20 protein-coding genes are annotated in these 17,707 nt (G+C 62.3%); 1 reads left to right on the top strand and 19 read right to left on the bottom strand.

Annotated features, from left to right (window positions below):
- Window positions 1–38: 38 nt before the first annotated feature.
- From JNN06_RS01425 to JNN06_RS01380, 10 genes are all read right to left on the bottom strand, one after another.
- Window positions 39–641: an SLATT domain-containing protein gene (locus tag JNN06_RS01425; protein ID WP_291237817.1), complete on the bottom strand. Its 603-nt coding sequence runs from the start codon at window positions 639–641 to the stop codon at window positions 39–41.
- Window positions 619–1,500, bottom strand: a complete 882-nt coding sequence (locus tag JNN06_RS01420; protein ID WP_291237816.1) for a hypothetical protein — start codon at window positions 1,498–1,500, stop codon at window positions 619–621. The genes JNN06_RS01425 and JNN06_RS01420 overlap by 23 nt, the downstream gene beginning before the upstream one ends.
- A 467-nt stretch (window positions 1,501–1,967) precedes the next feature.
- Complete coding sequence (locus JNN06_RS01415; RefSeq protein ID WP_291237815.1) at window positions 1,968–2,315, bottom strand: hypothetical protein; 348 nt, start codon at window positions 2,313–2,315, stop codon at window positions 1,968–1,970.
- Window positions 2,316–2,317: 2 nt separating this feature from the next.
- Window positions 2,318–3,010 (bottom strand): glycoside hydrolase family 19 protein, encoded by a 693-nt coding sequence (locus tag JNN06_RS01410; RefSeq protein ID WP_291237814.1) that lies wholly within the window; start codon window positions 3,008–3,010, stop codon window positions 2,318–2,320.
- A gap of 66 nt (window positions 3,011–3,076) precedes the next feature.
- Window positions 3,077–3,487, bottom strand: a complete 411-nt coding sequence (locus JNN06_RS01405) for a hypothetical protein (protein WP_291237813.1) — start codon at window positions 3,485–3,487, stop codon at window positions 3,077–3,079.
- Window positions 3,480–4,136 (bottom strand): hypothetical protein, encoded by a 657-nt coding sequence (locus tag JNN06_RS01400; RefSeq protein ID WP_291237812.1) that lies wholly within the window; start codon window positions 4,134–4,136, stop codon window positions 3,480–3,482. Before JNN06_RS01400 ends, JNN06_RS01405 begins: the two co-directional genes overlap by 8 nt.
- A gap of 11 nt (window positions 4,137–4,147) precedes the next feature.
- The gene (locus tag JNN06_RS01395; RefSeq protein WP_291237811.1) at window positions 4,148–4,864 is read right to left on the bottom strand and encodes a hypothetical protein; all 717 of its coding nucleotides are present in this window, start codon (window positions 4,862–4,864) and stop codon (window positions 4,148–4,150) included.
- Window positions 4,865–5,770, bottom strand: a complete 906-nt coding sequence (locus JNN06_RS01390; RefSeq protein WP_291237810.1) for a hypothetical protein — start codon at window positions 5,768–5,770, stop codon at window positions 4,865–4,867. It abuts the gene before it with no gap.
- A 3-nt stretch (window positions 5,771–5,773) separates the two neighbouring features.
- Complete coding sequence (locus tag JNN06_RS01385) at window positions 5,774–6,592, bottom strand: hypothetical protein (protein WP_291237809.1); 819 nt, start codon at window positions 6,590–6,592, stop codon at window positions 5,774–5,776.
- Window positions 6,589–11,007 (bottom strand): hypothetical protein, encoded by a 4,419-nt coding sequence (locus JNN06_RS01380; RefSeq protein ID WP_291237808.1) that lies wholly within the window; start codon window positions 11,005–11,007, stop codon window positions 6,589–6,591. Before JNN06_RS01380 ends, JNN06_RS01385 begins: the two co-directional genes overlap by 4 nt.
- 89 nt (window positions 11,008–11,096) lie before the next feature.
- On the opposite strand from JNN06_RS01380, the gene JNN06_RS01375 reads away from it, so the two are divergent.
- Window positions 11,097–11,468: a hypothetical protein gene (locus tag JNN06_RS01375; RefSeq protein WP_291237807.1), complete on the top strand. Its 372-nt coding sequence runs from the start codon at window positions 11,097–11,099 to the stop codon at window positions 11,466–11,468.
- Window positions 11,469–11,477: 9 nt separating this feature from the next.
- Here JNN06_RS01375 and JNN06_RS01370 read toward each other — a convergent pair whose 3' ends face one another.
- The 9 genes from JNN06_RS01370 to JNN06_RS01330 all read right to left on the bottom strand — a co-directional run bounded on the left by JNN06_RS01370 (window position 11,478) and on the right by JNN06_RS01330 (window position 17,535).
- Window positions 11,478–11,924 carry a hypothetical protein gene (locus JNN06_RS01370; RefSeq protein WP_291237806.1) on the bottom strand — a complete coding sequence of 149 codons (447 nt, stop codon included), beginning with the start codon at window positions 11,922–11,924 and terminating at the stop codon, window positions 11,478–11,480.
- Between the two features lie 5 nt (window positions 11,925–11,929).
- Complete coding sequence (locus JNN06_RS01365; RefSeq protein WP_291237805.1) at window positions 11,930–12,196, bottom strand: hypothetical protein; 267 nt, start codon at window positions 12,194–12,196, stop codon at window positions 11,930–11,932.
- A gap of 2 nt (window positions 12,197–12,198) precedes the next feature.
- Window positions 12,199–12,543 (bottom strand): hypothetical protein, encoded by a 345-nt coding sequence (locus tag JNN06_RS01360; RefSeq protein ID WP_291237804.1) that lies wholly within the window; start codon window positions 12,541–12,543, stop codon window positions 12,199–12,201.
- Window positions 12,544–12,628: 85 nt separating this feature from the next.
- On the bottom strand, window positions 12,629–13,054 hold the full coding sequence (locus tag JNN06_RS01355; RefSeq protein ID WP_291237803.1) for a hypothetical protein: 426 nt from the start codon (window positions 13,052–13,054) through the stop codon (window positions 12,629–12,631).
- Window positions 13,051–13,374 carry a hypothetical protein gene (locus JNN06_RS01350; RefSeq protein WP_291237802.1) on the bottom strand — a complete coding sequence of 108 codons (324 nt, stop codon included), beginning with the start codon at window positions 13,372–13,374 and terminating at the stop codon, window positions 13,051–13,053. Before JNN06_RS01350 ends, JNN06_RS01355 begins: the two co-directional genes overlap by 4 nt.
- 3 nt (window positions 13,375–13,377) lie before the next feature.
- Window positions 13,378–13,707: a DUF2190 family protein gene (locus tag JNN06_RS01345; protein WP_291237801.1), complete on the bottom strand. Its 330-nt coding sequence runs from the start codon at window positions 13,705–13,707 to the stop codon at window positions 13,378–13,380.
- 86 nt (window positions 13,708–13,793) lie between these two features.
- Complete coding sequence (locus JNN06_RS01340; protein WP_291237800.1) at window positions 13,794–15,845, bottom strand: head maturation protease, ClpP-related; 2,052 nt, start codon at window positions 15,843–15,845, stop codon at window positions 13,794–13,796.
- Window positions 15,842–17,314, bottom strand: coding sequence for a phage portal protein (locus JNN06_RS01335; protein WP_291237799.1), 1,473 nt, complete (start codon window positions 17,312–17,314; stop codon window positions 15,842–15,844). The genes JNN06_RS01340 and JNN06_RS01335 overlap by 4 nt, the downstream gene beginning before the upstream one ends.
- Window positions 17,315–17,316: 2 nt before the next feature.
- Window positions 17,317–17,535 (bottom strand): hypothetical protein, encoded by a 219-nt coding sequence (locus JNN06_RS01330; RefSeq protein ID WP_291237798.1) that lies wholly within the window; start codon window positions 17,533–17,535, stop codon window positions 17,317–17,319.
- Between the last annotated feature and the right edge of the window lie 172 nt (window positions 17,536–17,707).

Raw genomic sequence — 17,707 nt, 5'->3', positions numbered from 1 at the left:
CACTTTAGTAGTTGCCATTTAACAAAAGAACATTTTGGTTACCTGTCTCGCGGTCTGCGGTTCGAGCGACGCATTGTGTGGGGCAGCATATCGTCGATCTCCTTCTCAGAGAACATCAACTCTTCGTTGTCCTTGAGACCTTTTTGAGCCTCGGCATATGCTTTTCCGTCAGTGAAAGGAGCTGCAAGATAAATTTCGTGCAGCGCAGTTTGCAGATAGTTACGTCGCTCTCTGAGCTCTTGGATGGGAATTTGATCATCAAGCGTATCGGCAATTAGGCTTAGATATGATTCCCTTATATTCCAAATGCCAGAAGCCGACTCACGGTGTTGTTGGGCAAGCGCTCCTGGATCTAGGTCTTTAAGGTAAGCGTTGAAGATTAGGCTGAGAATAGACAACGCAGCCGCCACGTATTCGGCATACTGGAGGAGCCCAGTATCCGCCTTAAACAAGGCGCCCACCGCACCGCCAGTGATCAAAGCAGAGAGGATGATGTTAGCCCACTTCCCTCGCCTTTGATTCGCGGCGAGCCGCTCAGCCATCTTTTCATGGATTTTGTGCGTGTATGCGCAGCGCCCGTAACACTCGCGGATTTGGCTTTCAAGCTGCGCGCGCGAATCAGATTGGGAAGCTTGGTCCAAATACCGTCCTCCAGCTTGCACGCCGCGACGCTGCATTCTCATCACTTTGAAAATTGCAGGCATACACAGCGTTTTTATGATCAATCCCAGCGTGATACCCAAAGGGGCCAGTGCGATAAACGTACGAACCGCTACCTGGCATTCTCCAGTATGTCTTATTGCTGTCCTGATCGTTCATGTACTTGAGAAAGTCACGCGCCATGTAATCATGAAAAGCGTAGGATTTGTCCCTATTAGGCCATGTCTCAATAAACTGATACGCAAGTGTATCGATCAGAGCACCAGAGATCTGCACTTTTTTGTAGTCACGCCAGACCCGCATCATACGGCACAGAGCCTTCAGATTACGATTCACCAATAGGTTGCGTTCATGTACTGCTCTGATTTCAGCTTTTGGATTGCATTCTTTCCAGCTGCCGCCATTATTTGAGTTCGGATATGTCCATGTTCCGGCAATATTTTCAAAAACTGGTAGAATCTCAAAAATGATACCGTCGGCAAAAGAAAGTACGACTACTTGGCCATCACCGCCAAGTTTGCTAGTCGGATAGGTCCTCGCAATGGAGTTCTTGACTGCCTGAAGAAGCGCGGATTGGCCATTTCCTTGATATGCATTGTACTGATGGTAAACAGAGGCCGGCAAGCAATATGCCACGTCAAGGTCACTGACTCCTTTCGCGGCTGTATCTCGTCCGTAAGAACCTACATAGCGGCTATGCGCAGTATCGGAAGTGGTATTCCAGAAGTCTTTGTTTAACTGGCCGGTAATTCTGCGGTAACGGACCCCAATAGAGGCAATAAGGTCTTTGCCGATATTGTAGTTGTTCCGAAATGCAATGAAGTCGTCAGCAACACTCATTCATCCAACCTCATTGTCCTCATCGTGCCAAAATATGGCGCGTGTAAGGCGGATGCAATGGCCTCCGTGCAAGCTCCCAGCCCTTGGAGCTCAGCTACAGTCACATGAAATGCGTGAACAGCATACTGGAATCATGACTGGGTTCGCGCTGCACCAACTATCGAAGGGCGGCCTTGGTGAATGCGGGTGTGCAGCACGCCAGAGCGCCGACTGGCAGGTAAGGGCAGATCAGGTAAAAGTAGACTTCACTCACGCATTTGCCATCGCCGTACGCGTCTGCGTTGATGACAAAGCTTCACCTTGAGCCGATGCCTACTGTTGATCGCACGATACGCCGACGATAGTATTCTTACATCCGGAAGCTGAGGCGGTGACTGCCCTCGTAGGCCCCAGATCGAGGCGGGCAGATCACCCTGCCCGCGCTCGCCCTCGCATCCGGCCCGGCAAATTGGTGGCGCGACCGCCGCCTATCGCAGAAGCCCCGCCCGCACCTCTGCAATCGTCGCATCCGCCCGCAATGACAGGGCAGTCTCACTGGGGGCAACTGCCTGCAGCGCATCAGGCACAGTCTCGCGCAAGTATTCCAGGACCAGCGCCCGCGCCCGCTCGGCCGTGAGCTGCCGCTCCAAGGCCAGCAGGGCACCGCGCCAGATTGCGGCCGACAGCCGATCAGCATGGCGCTGGCTGATCTGGACGCCGGTCCACTGGCGCAGCGCAACGACAGCGCGAGCAATCAGCGCAGTGATGATCAAGCCCAGCAACTCGCCCAGATGAGGCAGGATTGCGGCCCAGATGACCGTGAGGATCTCTTGCATGATCATGCTCCAAAAATGACAGGGGGTTGAGATGTAAGCGCCGCATGCAGCGTGGCGCGCGTCGTCGGCCCAGCGATGCCATCGGCGCCAATGCTCCAGGCGCGCTGGAACTCGCGCACCTGTGTCGGGCCATAGCCCAGCAGCACCAGCGCGGCGCGGGTGTAGCGGTCACGGCGATCCTCGAGGCCATTCTCGCCGCCATTGATCTTGCGGGTGATGCCGTCCAGGTTATTGCCATCGGCCAGACGCCCAAGCTCGCGCGTCTCCCAGTACCAGACCGGAGCAAGGCCTTCCCACGGATCGACCAGCACCATATCGGGCTGTGCCACGAAATCCGGGCAGGCCTGACCGATGCCGCGGCACCAGTCCCGGAACTGCTTGTAATTGGCTTTGCCCGTGATCTGGATCGGCCCGCGCCCGCGATACAGATAGCCGTCGCCATCCCGCGCGGCCGTGTTGCCCAGGTCGGTGCGAGTGTCATATTTGGCCTGCGCGCGCGTCGGCCCCCAGATCTCGCGATCCCACCGCCAGCCGCCGCTTTCGTGGGCGATTTGGCCGAGGTAATGCGCAAGCCGGTGCGGAGCCGCGAGGCCTGTGGCGGCCCCCAGCGCGCGAAGGCCCGCAATCACGCTGCGCATGTTGCTGTTTTCCGGCGCGCCCGCGATGGCGGCCAGCGTCTGTGCAGTCACCTGCATGTCATTCTCCCATGAAAAAGCCCCGCACGAGGGCGGGGCGGGCAATGTGCGATAATCACACAGGGTTCAGTTGTGCGGCCCGTCCTCGGGCGGCAGCACACGGTCAATTACGCGATCCGCGATGGCTTCCGATCGGGCCTCGATCAGTCCGGCCAAGCGCAGTGCGATCCGGGTCAAGCGGCGCGACAGGAACCCCGTGCCGCACATCACCAGCTGGACGGGCGGTGCCATGGTCCACCACTGCGCTGGCCAGCGCTGCCAGACCATGGCAGCAATGTGAGACGCGAGAAACGCCCCCAGCATCACCAGCCACAGCTCGCGCCGGTCTTGCTCGGGGTCGCTGCGCATGGCGAAGGCCGCCCCAGCCAGAGCCAGGAATAGGCCGCCAATCCACTCATAGGGCGCGAATGTGATGCCAAGGCCCGCCAAGGCCAGTGTCAGCGGGTCCTTCAGATGATCTGCCAAGGCGTCACGCATCCCGCCCCCACCCAAAAAGCCCATCAACCTTGTCATTGTCCCATCCCAAAGCAGCCTGAACGGTCAGAATGATCGGATGCATGCGGGGGACATCGACCAGATGCGCCCATCTGATGCGGACCTCGGATTGGGGCGGGTTCGGCATGGTCCGCACCAGGGGCTCGAACTCGACCGGCACTCCGGGTGTCATGGCAGAGGCTTCAGAAATGACCCCGGCACCTACAAGGGCCAGCAGCAGATCCAGCTTTGCGATGCTCCTGGTCTCGCGCCAAGCCCCGCGCGCCGCATCTGATGCGGCCTCGGCTGTCAGCAAGCGCGACCAGTCAATAGCACCGGCAGTGGTTGCGCCATCCCAAAGGGTCAGCCCAGGCGCGTCGGCAGGGCCGTCGATAAGCGCCAGCGGCCCAGGAAATCGGACGGCCTCTGGCGCGTCTGCCGCATGCGGCAGGAGGAGCGAGACGCGGATCGATCCGTCGGACCGCGTGACCGGCGCCACAACCGCCTCGCACGCCACGGCATCGACTGGCAGGGTCGCGCCTTCAGTGACACCGGAAAAATCAAAGGCAATGCCGTTGATGGTCAGGCTATCACCCTCGCGCGAAAGCGAAAGCGTGGCGTCGGAGCGAACGGGGGAAAAGGTGATGATCATGGCGGCCCCTCTCAGTACCAGCGGCCAATGGCGCTCAGGCGTACGGCGCTGGATGACGCGCTGGAGACAGCACTGGCCACCTGGTAATTCCAGCTGCTTGCCGACAGCGTGCCACCAGCAACGAACCTGATACCCGACGACGACGACGCGCCAGAAGGTGCAGTATTCCCGGCCAAAAACGGCGCAGGAAAGGTCCAAGTTTGCGTCGCATTCATGAACAGCGAACCAGAGGCCGTCGTAACAGGGTCAGTGACCGTCGCGTTCAAGTGGCAAAGCTGTGTGCCATCGGCAAAGCGCGCAAACTCGCCATTCGCATTGCTGCCGCGCTCGATCTCGCGAGGCACGACCCAGAAGGCGCCATCATAGACGGCCACCGTGTCGGCGTCGGTTCGGATATAGCCCGACGGCAAGGCAACCCCGGTGACGGTCCGACAGGCTATGGCGCCTGTTCCATCGAGATTGATGGTGGTCGCACCAGTATTGGCCGCCGATGCGCGGAAGCGCACAGCGGTGCCGGTCGCGACAGAAGACGCCCCGGCAGGCAGTATGCCAGTCAGCGTGATCACGTTGGCGGTGCCGCCCGCAGTCGCATACATGCCCATTTTGGCAAGGGCAGCGTTGATCTCCGGCACCATGCCCACCAGCGCGCTGACGAATGGATATGCCAAGGTGTCGAAGCTGGACGGGCTGTCCGGGTTTGGCGGGTCGGGGAGCAAGGTAATTGCCATTTATTCCTCCGTGAGGCCTTCGACCGATAGGGATGCGAAGCAGGTGGGTGAGGTGACAGGGATCGACAGGCCGTCGTCGTTGACGAAGCCCAAGACGGTGAGCCCGAATTCGTCGGTATCGTCGCCCGCCGAGAAAACGCACATGCGGGCGCGGTTTCGCAGGATGGTCCGGAACACGCGATCGACATCCGATTGCGGCAGCGAGAACTGGTAATCGACCGTGCGCGAGTAACCGCGCTTGACGATTTGCCAGCCGCCCCACTGGTCGCGCTCCTTCACGGAGAAGTCGCGGAATCCGACCTTGGTACCGACCAGTGACGTGCCGAGCTCGATCCGGCGGCCAAGCAGGATTTCCCCCACCGCCCGCGATCCGCTGCCCCCGATGGTGATTTCCACGCGCCAGCCGAGATAGCCGGGCACGTTGTTGATGATCAGAGACGGCACAAGCTCAAATGGCGCAAAGAACCAGTCCCACCAGCCATTGATCTGCCGCGCAGATGCCAGTTCAAAGGTCTGGTCGTACTGGACAGCAGATGCACCATCCAGCACGCGCAGGCGCACGCTGCTGCCGATCAGGCCAAACATCGCGATGGCATCGATGCGCTTGTTGAGCGTGATGACATACACGATATCGGTCGAGGCGCTCACCGCCGGGGCCAGCTGACTGTCAAAGGCGCGCCAGCGATTGGTGGCCCCGACATCAACCCACCAGGTGCTGCTGGCATCGGATTCGGGGTCGTGGTTGAGATTGCTCGCTTGCACGCTCTCCCACACCCGATGCGCCTTGATAACTCGGGCCCCCAAGCCGTAGCTGGTGGCGCTGGACCAGGCTGGGTGATCGTCTTCAGCGATCGAGCTGCTGGTCAGCATGCCAGGCGTGATATCAATGCTTTCGATCAATCGCATGGCTTAGACCCTCTCCGGCGGGAGCCCGCTGGCATCCCATTTCGTCACGCGGTTCGAAATCTTGCGCGTTTCGTCGTAGGTGCCCTGACCCAGCTGCCTTTGCTCAGCGCGCATCGCGGCGATCTCGCTCGCCATGGCATCCACACGAGCGATCAGGGCATCATTGGCGCCGCCCAGCATTTCCTGCGTTTTGCGGGCGCTGTAATACCGGGCCGGGCCAGTGGCCTCCAATTCGATGCCACCCTCACCAACCATCCGAAGCCCGCCGCCGTGAAAGCCGCCCGCCGCAAAGGCTGGAAGCTTCTTTTCCTCAACCATCTTCTTGAGCCAGTCAGACTTGTTTTGGCCCTCAGGCACGTTGAACGTGCGCGCACCACCCAGCGGCCCATGCACGATCTGGTGCCATTCCCCGCTTTGCGACCCACGCCAGCCATAGCCGAGGCGATACCCCAGCAAGGGGTCTGTGATCGCCTCCTCGGCCCTCGGCAGCAAGCTGTCGAGATAAGCTTTTTCGCGATTGCCGGTCGGGTCATAAACCGTACCCTTCAGCGCATCGCTGGCGGAATAATTCACCAGGCGCCGGCGGATTTGGTCTGCCGAAAGCCCCGTGGTGTCCATGCCGACCAGCCCCGCCATCTGCGCGAGGTCGGTATCATCGACAAAATGCGCGCCCGCCTTGTTGGCCGTCAGGGTCCCGACAAAGGCATTCAGCGCCGCCCCACGCTGCACACGATCTTGACGCGCCGTCTCTGCCGCCACGGCGGCCTGCAGATCAGACAGCGCACCGGTCAGGGTTCGCATGGCCGCGCGCATCAGCGTCATCGGCTGGACAATGCTGCTGGTCGTCGTAGCTCGAACCACGTCGAGAACCCTGTCGAGGGATCAAAGACGAAGCTACCGCCCAGCGTGATCCGCCCCTCCATGCCCTCTGGCGCCAAGCGCAGCAGACGCCGCAGCGGATTGGCAAGGCCACCTGCCAGCACCGCATTGACACGCACAGCAAGATCGCTCACGCGACCCAGCGCCAGGCGCATGGCGGCAGGGCTGATGTCAGAGGCCAGAGTCGCAGAGACGGTGCGCGACAACTCAGAACTGGTTGCGAGCGCAACGCGCATTGCATCACGGGGCAACTCAGACCCTGCCACCAGGTTGATGGTGCGCTGGATCTGCGCCACGTCTGTCAGCGCAAGCCGGGTCAGGCCCGCGCCAAGCTCATTTTCCGCAAGATACTGGACGGTGGTGATGTGCTCAGAGGTGCCGGTGAGCGCAAGCCACTTGAGATCAGCGGGCAGCTCAGACCGAGCGATGAAATCCACCTGTGCCGAAATGCTGTCAGCAGCCCCGGAAAGCATGGCCCGCAAGCGCGGCGGCAGGCTGGAGGCATCGATCGAACCCATTGTGAGGTCGAGGCGAGCCTTGAGGCTTGCATAGCTGATCTGCTCTGCCGCCGCGATGGCACCGCTCAGGCTGCCCAGCGTGGCATTCAGCGCCGCGATTGCGGCCTCATCCATGCTGCCGCCATTTGCAAGCAGATCCCGTGCATCGGTCAGCACGTCGATTTGCTGGCCCAGCAGGCCCGCGATCACATCATGCCGCGCGCCCTCGATATCAGCCACACCCTGCAAAAGACCGAGATCAGACAGCACGCGGGCCTCGGCAAGCGCCGCCTCGATCCGCGTGGCCGAGGTGTCGCGAATGCTGGACAGCATCGTCTGCGCCGCGCCCGTGATCTGCTGGACCGCAGTGGCATCGCCCGCCATGCTGCGCGCCAGCAGCGTCTGGTACTGGGCCTCGTTGAACGCCCGAGCCTTCTGGGCAGTGATCAATGCACCCGCAGTGCCACGCATCTTGATCAGCGTGTCACGAATGGTCGCCGCGGCGGAATACCAAAGGCCAGCAGCGCTCACAGCGGCCTGCTGCGCCTCGCCAGTCGCAGTGATCATGCCATCAAGGGCGGTGGAAACATTGCCTGTCAGACGGGCCAAGGTGCGGGTCAGCGCATCAGCCGAGGGCAAGATTTGATCCATCACCCCCGACATGCCAATCAGTGCAGCATAAAGCTCATGCGTCGATGCATTGGACAGATCGATGCTCTCGATCATGCGGCGGTATTCGTCGCGCGACCGGGGCATGGTGGCGCCAAGGTCAGCCAGGGCTTGCCGCGCCTGCCGGGTCATCGTCGCCACACGCTCATCTTCGGTGTAGAACGCCTGCCAGTAAGACTGCACCGAACTGCCCATGGCCTCGAGGCCGCCGAAGGCATCCACGAGCCCGGAAGCAAGGTTGGCGCCGATCAGGCCCGCCGAGGTAAAGCTGTGGCCCAGCAGATCCGCCACGTCGCGAACGCCCGAGAGCGATGAGGAAAGCCGGGTCATGGCATCTAGCGCGGTTTCACCGGCCTTGGTGTAGGCCTCGGTGCCAAGGTTCAGCCCAGCCATGCCAGCGCCAGCCTTGGCCATTTCCTCTTGCAGCGCCTGCACAATCTGCTCTTGGCTCATGTCCTTCGTGCTGATCTTGAACTCATGCGCAAAGTCGGCAATCGCATCCGACCCCAGATCCAGCACACCGGCCATGCTGCGGATGTTCGCGCGCAGATCTGCATACGCACTGCCGATGGCAGCAGTGGTCTCGGAATCCATGGCCGAATACTTGGTCTTGTTCGACCGCAAGAGCCCGCCCTTGTAAAACTTGTAGGTCTGGCCGCTGAACTCATCGCCCGTGAAGCTGCCCTGCACGCCAACATCCTTCAGCGTGCGGCCAAACAGCGCCTTGCCGATGCCGATGATGGCGCCGATCCCGCCAAGGATGGCCCCTGCCGTGCCCAGAAAGCCGGTGAGCCCAGCCATGCCACCAGCCCCGGCACCCGCACCAGCACCGCCAAAACCAAGCAGCTTGCCTATGCCGCCCAGAAAGCCCTTGCCGCTGCAGAGACGCGAGCCAAGCCAGCTGTCAGGCCCCAGAAGGCCGCTCAGGCCCGAAAGGCCGCCAGCCGCCCCACCAGATGCACCTTGCTGTCCGGGTACTGCCCCTGTTTGGCCAATGCCAAGCCAGACCATGAGTTTGTTCTTGACGGACTCTGCAATCAGGCTGGACAGGAGGCGCTGGAATGTCTCTTTCACGCCGTCTGCAAAGCCAGCAAAATCCCGCGCGCCGCGCGAGACAAATTCGCCCCATGCGTCCGCGACAACATCAATCGCCGCGACAAATGGGCGCTCCATCTGCTCACGCAAGCGGCGGGCGGCCTCGGCGGCCTCATCCATGGCGCCAGCGGCTGCACCCGCAGAGCCACCACCCCCACCGCCGCTTCCCCCGCCGACTGGCTTGACCCCGATCGCCCGCAACGCGTCATCCACAGAACCACCTGCGACAGCAACCTTCGTGGCTTCCCGATAGGTGGCCGAAAGCTTGTTACCGAGCACAGCCAAGGCCCCGGACGAGGCAGAAATCTGCGCCGCGTCCAGCAGCTTGCCGATGAAGCCGCCAGAGGCCGCAAGGCCTTGCCCAAACGAACTCAGGCGCACCATCGCACCACCAACCGCTCCGATCTGACCGGCCGCATTGGCCAGCGCCTGCGCCAGTTGGTTGGCGGCCATGATCGCGGGGCCAAATTGCCCTGCAAGCCCACCAATCCGCGCGCTCAGGATATCGATAGCGCTTGTGGTGGCGGTGGCCTGCCGGGTCATTTCGTACTGGTACAGGGCCGCAGACTTGATGCGATCAGCCATGATGTCAGTGTAGCCACCTTGGCGAATAATCTCCTCAGCGGTGCGCTCGGCCTCGCCTCGTCTAAGCTTTTCAACTTGCGCGCTATTCTCTCCATACAAAGCAATAGCGCGCGCCATTTCAGCCTGCCGCTCATACTCTTCGACTATATCTCGTGCAGACTTGAGCAGCGCATCCCCCTTTTGCTTGGCCTGCTCAAGTGGGTTCACGATTTCAGCCGCGGAAGACGCCAAAAGATAGGCCTGCTGGGCACCCGCCTGCAGAGCCACAGGGATGCGCTCCAGCGACCCGAATACCTCGATCAGCCGGTCATTATAGGCAACGGCGGCCTTGACCTGCTCTTCAAGGGTTTTGGCTTGCTGCATGGCCTCCATGCCCAGCACAACCGCGTTGGCCTGTTCCGCCGTCAAGCCAAGCTGTTGCTGGAGGTTGTTATAGGTGGCGACGATCTCGGGCATCATGCCGCCCACGCGCTCAAACGTCATAGACGTACGGCTCAGCCCGCCAAACTCTTCGGTAAGCTGCTTGACTGCGGCAGTCATGGCATTCACAGCATCCATGCGCGCGAACACAGCGAGGCCATCCGCTGCGCGCCCCGCCTCGCCAGACAACAGCCCAAATTGGGCGCGCAAATCGTCAGACGATTTACCTGCCAGAGCGCTGTACTGATTGTACCGGCTGACAGCCCCAGTCAGACCATCCAGCGCCTTTTCGGCGGCGTTGGCGGAGCTGGTCATATCGACAAACATCGGCAGAACCGCCGCACCCACAGCAACAAGCGCACCGAGGCCAGCCCCCACCAAGGCCAGCTTGCCAGATACGCCCATGACAGAGGCGAGTTGCGGGAACTGCTGTGCAAAAGCCATCAGCGCGGATTGACCGCTGGCCACCTGCACAGCGAAATCCTGAATCTGGAACGAAGCGTTGGTGATCCGCGGCGTAAACTTCGCAAGCCCTTGCGCCCCATGGCCAGCGGCCTGCCCAAAGCCCAGATACTGCGTCTCAGCCATAGCCAGAACACGGTTGGCTTCTTGCTGGCTGATCATGCCCGCCTTGACCGCCGCATTCAGCGTCTCTTGCGCCTGCTCATACCGTTTGCTGGAAGCATAGAGCGGGTCCAACGCAGCGCGCAGCGCATGGTACTTGGCGGCAGCCTGCTCTGCGATCTGGTTCTGCTCGCGTTGCGCTTGCTGGGCACGCTCAGAGGCAGTTGCCACGCCCAGATACTGCTTGGCCGCCTGTTCCAGCACCAGATTGGCGCTGCGCTGGCTGGCAGCCCCTGCATCAACCAGGCTGGCGACCTGCCGCTGCAACGCCGCATAGCGCTGCGAGGCCGCATAGGCCGGATCGACCGAGGCGCGCAGGGCATCAAAGGCCTGCGCATTGGCTTGCGCAGCACCTTTCGCACCATCCATGGCCTGCGACACCTGCCGCCCCATGGTCGAGGCGGTTGAGGCAACAGCGCGGGCGCTGCGCTCGAACTGCGAAAAATCGGCAACAATCGTTGCCTTCATCTGGCCGGGTGCAGACATTCAACACCTGAGGGTTGTAGGATGAGGTTCAGCCCCGCAGCCAGTGGCGCAGGGCGGCAGCGGGGGTCCGAATGAACAAATATGTCCAGGCTCTGTTGGCGGCTGCCGCGCTCACCATCATCGCCCTTGGCGGATGGTTTGCGATGTCTTCATGGCAGGCCGCACGGGAACAGGCCGAGTTGGAAGCGGCTAGGAACCTGGCCGAATTCCAAGCGCTTGCCGCGATTGCAGAAGAGCGAAAGCGCCAGAAAGCCGAGGCGCAGGCCGAAGCCGAGGCGGAAAAGGCCAAGGCGGCGTTAATTGAAAAAGAACGGGCCATCTGGTGGTGCAAAGACGCCCTGAAGTCACTCCGCCAACACGGCTGGCCGGTCAAGGTGAAGGCGCCCGACGGGAAAAGCTTCCTGAATGCCGACCAGTGCCGTGCCCTGATCGCAGAACAGTAAGCAGCAGCCCTATTCGGAGATATCTGTCTCAGCTTTGCCCATCGGCGCTTCTGCCAGCAGATCCTCGCCAGCCTCATAGGCTGCGCAGTACCCGGCGCACATCTCGAACAGCGCTTCAGCCTCCCAAGGCTCAGAAACCCGCTGCGTCAGCCGGACAAAGGCATCAATCTCGGTCCAATCTGCGGGCCGCAAGCCAATGCCGGTCTGCCGCATCGGGCCGAGGCGCAACATGGCCTCGACCAGATATTCACCGCCATCAAGCGGGCCGTTGGTGTGCCAGGTGCGACCATCCAGCGTGGTTTCGGTCACATCTTGCGACGTGTCGCCCATCTCTGCCCAGTCAAGGATGTGGTTGACCTTGGTGTAGGTCTTGGCCGCAAAGCCTGCGGCGTCGGTGGTGGCGGGGCGACCAGACGACACCTCAATGGTGCTCCCGGTGTAGGTGATGAACGCCATGGTATTCAGCCTTTCTTGCCCTTCTGGGGCAGGTCAGAGGTGACAGGGAGAGAGGGCACCTCAGCCGCCACGGCTGCAGGCACCTCAAAGGTTTCAGGGTCGGGGTCTTCCTCGATCTGCAGCGCGCCGCTGATCTTTTGCCCATTCAGGAAGGGGGCATTGTCGGGGCACCGGATCACATCATTGGTGGTGGTCAGGTGCCCTTGGCGGGGGATGACATGGCCCGTCGGCAACGTCTTGTCCCGCAGTCCGGGGTTGCGGATCGTCGCCATGATCACGACCCCAGCAGAATGGCAACGAGACCGGTGCCAGTCACGTTGATGGCGCCCTGCAGATAGGCGCTGATGCTGTCCAGCGGGACCACGCGCACGGCACCGGCCGGGATCGACCCAACCGAATACCCGGCGGAAACATCGATCGGCCCCAGCCCGGGTACCGACACCGTGGTGCCATCAGCGCCATCAATGACGCTGGAGATTGCCCCGGCCGTCGGATTGCGCAGGATCAGAATTTGCCCTGTCCCCGGCTCATAGCTGAACACGTTGGACGCGGTCAGGGTAACCTCCGTGGCAGTGCGCTGCCCCGGCCCCCCCATGCACGTCTTGGTGATGGTTGCCATATCTGGCCCCTCTCAATGGATAAGGCCCCGCCGATCGGCAGGGCCGGGATGTCGCGCGATCAAGCCGCGCAACTGCGATGACAGATCAGAGCGTTTGCCCGCTCAGGTCGCGATGCCAGGTGACGCGGAATTCAGCGACGACTGTGCCGATCCGCTGCTCCCCTTCACCGTTCAGCGTGATGCTCACCGAAACCGGCACACAATCGACGCCCCACTGAGCAAAGGATTGCAGAGTTGCGGCCTCGATCGCGTCGGCATCAGCATCAAGCTGATCCTCAAGATCGTCACGACCAAGGCGCTTCGCCACGACTTGCAAGACGGTGGCCCGCTGGTAGTGAGACCACGTTTCAGGGTCGATGCGTTCGCCCGGTGTCACGGCCCCCAGAACTGGAAGCCGGGACGCTTCGATATTGCCTGTCCAAGCCGAAATCTGCTCGAACCCGGACATGCGCGGGTTGGCTGCCAGTGCCGCCCGCGCGCGGCTGCGGATCTGCGATCTGGAGATGGTCATTCGAAAACCCTTTCCAATTCGCAGATCACATTTGCATCAGCTGCAGCCGATCCCGAAGGCGTGACATTGTGGATGGCGTAGGTCTTGCCATTGCCCGGCGCGATGCGATCACCGCGCGCAACCTCTGGCACCAGATCCTTGCGCACCCGCCATGTCGGCGCAGTGATCAGAACGGGATGACCGTCTTGGTCCTGCACCTCGATCGGCTGCTCTCTGAAGATGGATTGCACCGATCGCGGCACCCCGCCAGATGGCGTATAGACCACCTCGCTTCCGAAGACCTCGGCCAAGACCGACGCCATGCCGTCAAACAGGGCCATGGCTTAGACGATCAGCTTGATACGCCCGACCGTCTCGCCAGCACCGGCGCCAACTGCGCGCACACAGCGGCCCACCAGCGTGTTGGAGCCAACTGTGGTGGTGCAGTTCTTTGCGGCGTTGTCCCAGTAGATCGCGGCGCCAACCGTCCATGCCTGCGAGCCGACCTTGGTGATATCCACCACGCCCTCGGTCTGCACCTCGACATCGGCACCGGAAAGCGCAGCATGCACAGCCACACCAAAGATGGTGCCAACCAGCAGGCCAGCGCCCGAGGCCACGTCATAGGGCGCGGGCAGCGTCAGCCGCACGCCGTCTTGCACATAGTTTTTCATCGTCTTTCCTTTCGCAGGATGGGGTGAAACGACGAAGGGCGACCGAGTGGCCGCCCTTTCGTCAGGTCAGGTCAGTGTGGAGGCGATCAGTTGCCCGGATTTTTCCAGCCGCCCCGGAAGTCAATCGCGCCGCAGCCGAAATCGTGTTCCAGCGAGAACTTGGTGCCCTGGACGCCAAACGGGTCTTCCATGCGGAAGCGCGGCGCGGTGTAGCCCTCCAGCAGGCCCCACTCGAAACAGGCCGCTTCCTCGGGCGAGGCGAACAGATACCACGCATTGCCGATGATCTTGGCCGTCACGACGGGGCTCAGAAGGCCCGAGAACGGGTTCACGTTGCCCGCCTGCTGGGCCTGAATCGGCGCGAGGATCTGTTGCGCCTCGGTTTCCTTGTCAGGGCCACACACCAGGATCGAGGCCGACAGGTCGAGGTCCGACTTGTCGAGCGACTGGCGCTTGCGCAAGGCCGCACGGCCTTCGGACAGGCTGGTCACCGTGATGGCAGCGCCCGCAGCGGCCTTCGTTTTGTCGGTGGTGTTGAACATCTGCCGGGTCGTTTCGCGCAGCGTCGGGCCATCCGCATTCGCCCCGCTGAGGAGCATCGCGTAGAAGGTGGCCTCTTCGAAGCGCGCCACGGCAGCGCCGCGATCGTTCAGAATCTGCTGAATGCCGTCCAGGCTGTCATTCACCAGCAGCTGGCGGCTGAACAGCACCTGCACGCCATAGGCCTTGACCGCGGTCGTTTCCTTCGACTCGCCAAAGGTGCCCGATTTGAGTTCACCGCCCTCTGCGCTCACAGGCTGCAGGTTCGGGAAATCACCGACGCGCACCGTGGTGTGGTCGCGGAAATCGACATAGGTCCGCTGCCGCGCGATCCGGCGATAGGTCGGCTGCGCCTGGGCATAGCGCGCTGCCAAGGAACGGTTCATCGCGTTTTCCAGCAGCGCCGGGAAGTCGCTGATGGAATGAAAAGCCATGCGCAGGATTTCTTCACGGGCGGCAAAATTGCCAGGCACACGGCGCTGGCCAAGGCGCTCTGCGGCCATGTCCACGATCGAGTGATCCATGTACTGGCGCGCCACATCTTCGGGCTGCGCGCGCGAAAGGCGGGCAACCAGCGAGCCTTCCATGGCAACACGGCGGGTTTCGGTCTCATCGCGGCCGCGCTCGGTCACGCGCATCGTGCCGGGTGCAGGTTCGCGCTGTGCCATGGTGGCCATCAGCCGCGTGCCCGCCATTTCGGCACCGGTGCCGTCATCAATCAGCGCCTGCACATCCGTATCGGTCAGGCGGCCAGAGGCGACATAGGGCCGCGCCATGGTCTGGATCATGGTCACGCGCTGGCGCTCGGCCATGACGGCGGCCTGCGCGGCGTCTTGGGTCTGCACCGGGGGATTGACCGGCGCGGGGGACGGGTTGGGGGTCGGCATGGGTGTCTCCATGGTTACGGCCACCGGGGCCGGGGTACGAGGCGCGCCACCATTGGCACGCTCCGGGGCTTTGTCGCGCATCAGCGCCACATAGGTTTGGAGATCGCGGGTCATCGCGATCTTCAATTCAGCAAAGGGTTTGACTGGCGAAGAGTTGGCGGACTCGGCAGCCACCTGATCGATGAAGCCCGCTTCGATAGCGGCCTCAGCGTTGTAGAACGTCTCAGCCGCCATGATCTGCATGACAGCCTCCAGAGACTGCCCCGACCGCTCGGCATAGACCTGCGCATAGACGCGAGCCAGCATGTCCAGAAAGTCAGCCTGCGCTCGCATGTCATCGGCCCCGCCGTAAACATAGGCCGAGGGGTTGTGCAGCATGATGAAGGAACCGGCGGTCATCTGCCGATCTGCTGCCCCCATCAGGATGAGCGAAGCAGCAGACGAGGCCTGCCCTTCCACGATGATCGTGCAGCCGCCGGGATGGCCCGCAAGCGTGGCGCGGATCGCCTCACCTGCAACCGGGTCACCACCGCCAGAATTGAGGCGGATGGTGATCCGCCCCTCACCCATGGCCAGCAAGGCCTCGCGAACCATGGACGGGCAGAAGAAAATCTCTTCTTCCCAGGCCCAGCCCGCCGCTTCATCCGAGATCACATAGCCCGACAACACCAGCTCGCCGCCGATGATCAGGTCAGTGCCGCGCTTCTTCATTGTGCAGCCCCTCCGGGTTTGGCCTTGGCCCGGGTTTCCCGGGCGGCTGGCAGGTTTGCGGCGGCCGTAGGGGGCAGCCGTTCATCAGCGTCCTTCTGAGCATCTTCAGCGCGTTCGCGCCGGATGCGCTCCGGATCGAGGCCGAGCGTGCGCTGGACGTTCTGACGACTGTTCACACCGCCCTCGATCTGCTTCAGGAAGGCGTCGATTTCGTCATTCGGGTCGATCAGCGGGCGGCGCGGGGCGGTATGAGCCAGCTTGAGCTTTTCGCCCGGCTCGACCCGCTGCAGCGGCCAGGCATCCCCAATCCATCGGCCCACACCCATGCAGAACTGCGCAATCACCATGCGCTGCCAGCGTTCCACGTTGCGATCCATCTCCATGCGGCCCATCCGACCGCTGGAGAAGTTCACCCCGCTCAGATCACCGGTCAGCGACTCTCGCGTGATGCCAACCCCCATCGCGATTGCCCCTAGGGCCTCACGCATGAAGGGCTGATAATCATCCACGCGCGGCGGAGTGGTGAAATTGACCGAGGTCCCATCAGGCACACCGACAATCGCGCCGGGCTCGAGCGCCTCCAGCCCGCGCAGCCGATCCTTTGCACCACCCTCGCCACTGGTGGTGACAATGGCCGCCATGAGGGCGGCCATCTTCTGCTTCAGGATCTGCGCCTCTTGATAGTCGCTGATCTCGCCCAGCGTCATCATCACCGGGGCCAGCCATGGCACGCCGCGCAGTCGACCGGGCCGGTCAAGGCGGCGGATGTGCAGCACATCCTGCCACGGCACCCGCCGCGACTTGAGGCGCAGACCACGCATCCGCGCAGCGCCGGGATGCTCATCAAACAGGTGATAGGCTTCGATATCGCCGATGGGGCTGTACTCCACCCCCTCGATCACCTCATTCTCACCCCAGCTGGTGACAGTCTCATCCAGATGATCAGCCTCCAGCAGCTCGATCTGAAACCCAAGCGGCAGATCACGGGCGTATTTGCCGCGGCGAATGCGGCGCCGGGCAAGGATTTCGCCGTCCGTAAACACGGTGCCCATCACAACCTCTTGCATCGCATAGAGGTCCAGCTCGCCCCGAGCATCCAGTGGCGGGGTCAGGAGATGCTGCTCCAGCACCGCCCAGATGCGGGCCTGCATCTCGGGATCATCATGCACCACAGACGGCACGATCCCGGTACCAACAACGTTTGACACCACCACTTCGCGGGCGCGCGCCGCGTAGGGCCGGTTCCGGATCATATCGCGGCTCAGCTGCCGAAGGCGCGCGCGCGCACCAAGCGCAGCCGCATCGCCATCCGTGGCAGGCGATTTCCAGCCATAGGTGCGCCGCCCCCGCGAGGCGGCGTCATAGTTCATCGCCACCTTCGCGGCATTGCGCGCCAAAACCCGGCGTCGGCCCGCATCTGGCGCAACTTCCGTCACCAGCGCGTCAATCGCTTTCCCGATCCAGCCCATGATTACAGCCCCCGCCCGGTGGTGGGATAAGCGATGGCGAAGCCGCCACTGTCTTGGCCTGCGTCAATCATCGAGGTCAGGCTGGCAATTTTCGCCGCCATCTCGGAATCGGTCGCAAACTCGACCCGTTCACCGTTGATCTGGCCCGAACGCACGCCCTTGGCGCGCAGCCGGATCAGGCCATCCCGAAGGATGGTCAGTTCAGCCACATCGATTGCCATGATCAGCCCCGCCTCAGCCAGTTGATGGACCGGGACACAACAGCCCCGGCGGTTTCGTCTGCAAGCGGCGGCGCCGCCTTGCCAGTCCAGGTCGCGAACGGGTTGACCTCACCCAGAACGCCCCAGAATGGAGGGTCATCCGGGTTGATCCGGTTGATTCCCTTGTGTTCGG

Origin of the sequence: Gemmobacter sp., from assembly GCF_016792925.1 — a bacterium.
In the GTDB taxonomy this organism is placed as follows: domain Bacteria; phylum Pseudomonadota; class Alphaproteobacteria; order Rhodobacterales; family Rhodobacteraceae; genus Gemmobacter.
This window is presented reverse-complemented; position numbering and strand designations above follow the sequence as displayed.

Bases quoted from the DNA above. Each gene is read 5' to 3' on its own strand.
- JNN06_RS01365 (WP_291237805.1), bottom strand. From the start codon at position 12,196: ATGGCGACGATCCGCAACCCCGGACTGCGGGACAAGACGTTGCCGACG.
- JNN06_RS01330 (WP_291237798.1), bottom strand. From the start codon at position 17,535: ATGGCAATCGATGTGGCTGAACTGACCATCCTTCGGGATGGCCTGATC.
- JNN06_RS01375 (WP_291237807.1), top strand. From the start codon at position 11,097: ATGAACAAATATGTCCAGGCTCTGTTGGCGGCTGCCGCGCTCACCATC.
- JNN06_RS01395 (WP_291237811.1), bottom strand. From the start codon at position 4,864: ATGGCAATTACCTTGCTCCCCGACCCGCCAAACCCGGACAGCCCGTCC.
- JNN06_RS01340 (WP_291237800.1), bottom strand. From the start codon at position 15,845: ATGAAGAAGCGCGGCACTGACCTGATCATCGGCGGCGAGCTGGTGTTG.
- JNN06_RS01390 (WP_291237810.1), bottom strand. From the start codon at position 5,770: ATGCGATTGATCGAAAGCATTGATATCACGCCTGGCATGCTGACCAGC.
- JNN06_RS01415 (WP_291237815.1), bottom strand. From the start codon at position 2,315: ATGCAAGAGATCCTCACGGTCATCTGGGCCGCAATCCTGCCTCATCTG.
- JNN06_RS01360 (WP_291237804.1), bottom strand. From the start codon at position 12,543: ATGGCAACCATCACCAAGACGTGCATGGGGGGGCCGGGGCAGCGCACT.
- JNN06_RS01420 (WP_291237816.1), bottom strand. From the start codon at position 1,500: ATGAGTGTTGCTGACGACTTCATTGCATTTCGGAACAACTACAATATC.
- JNN06_RS01405 (WP_291237813.1), bottom strand. From the start codon at position 3,487: ATGCGTGACGCCTTGGCAGATCATCTGAAGGACCCGCTGACACTGGCC.
- JNN06_RS01400 (WP_291237812.1), bottom strand. From the start codon at position 4,136: ATGATCATCACCTTTTCCCCCGTTCGCTCCGACGCCACGCTTTCGCTT.
- JNN06_RS01355 (WP_291237803.1), bottom strand. From the start codon at position 13,054: ATGACCATCTCCAGATCGCAGATCCGCAGCCGCGCGCGGGCGGCACTG.
- JNN06_RS01350 (WP_291237802.1), bottom strand. From the start codon at position 13,374: ATGGCCCTGTTTGACGGCATGGCGTCGGTCTTGGCCGAGGTCTTCGGA.
- JNN06_RS01380 (WP_291237808.1), bottom strand. From the start codon at position 11,007: ATGAAGGCAACGATTGTTGCCGATTTTTCGCAGTTCGAGCGCAGCGCC.
- JNN06_RS01345 (WP_291237801.1), bottom strand. From the start codon at position 13,707: ATGAAAAACTATGTGCAAGACGGCGTGCGGCTGACGCTGCCCGCGCCC.
- JNN06_RS01410 (WP_291237814.1), bottom strand. From the start codon at position 3,010: ATGCAGGTGACTGCACAGACGCTGGCCGCCATCGCGGGCGCGCCGGAA.
- JNN06_RS01385 (WP_291237809.1), bottom strand. From the start codon at position 6,592: ATGACGCTGATGCGCGCGGCCATGCGAACCCTGACCGGTGCGCTGTCT.
- JNN06_RS01370 (WP_291237806.1), bottom strand. From the start codon at position 11,924: ATGGCGTTCATCACCTACACCGGGAGCACCATTGAGGTGTCGTCTGGT.
- JNN06_RS01335 (WP_291237799.1), bottom strand. From the start codon at position 17,314: ATGGGCTGGATCGGGAAAGCGATTGACGCGCTGGTGACGGAAGTTGCG.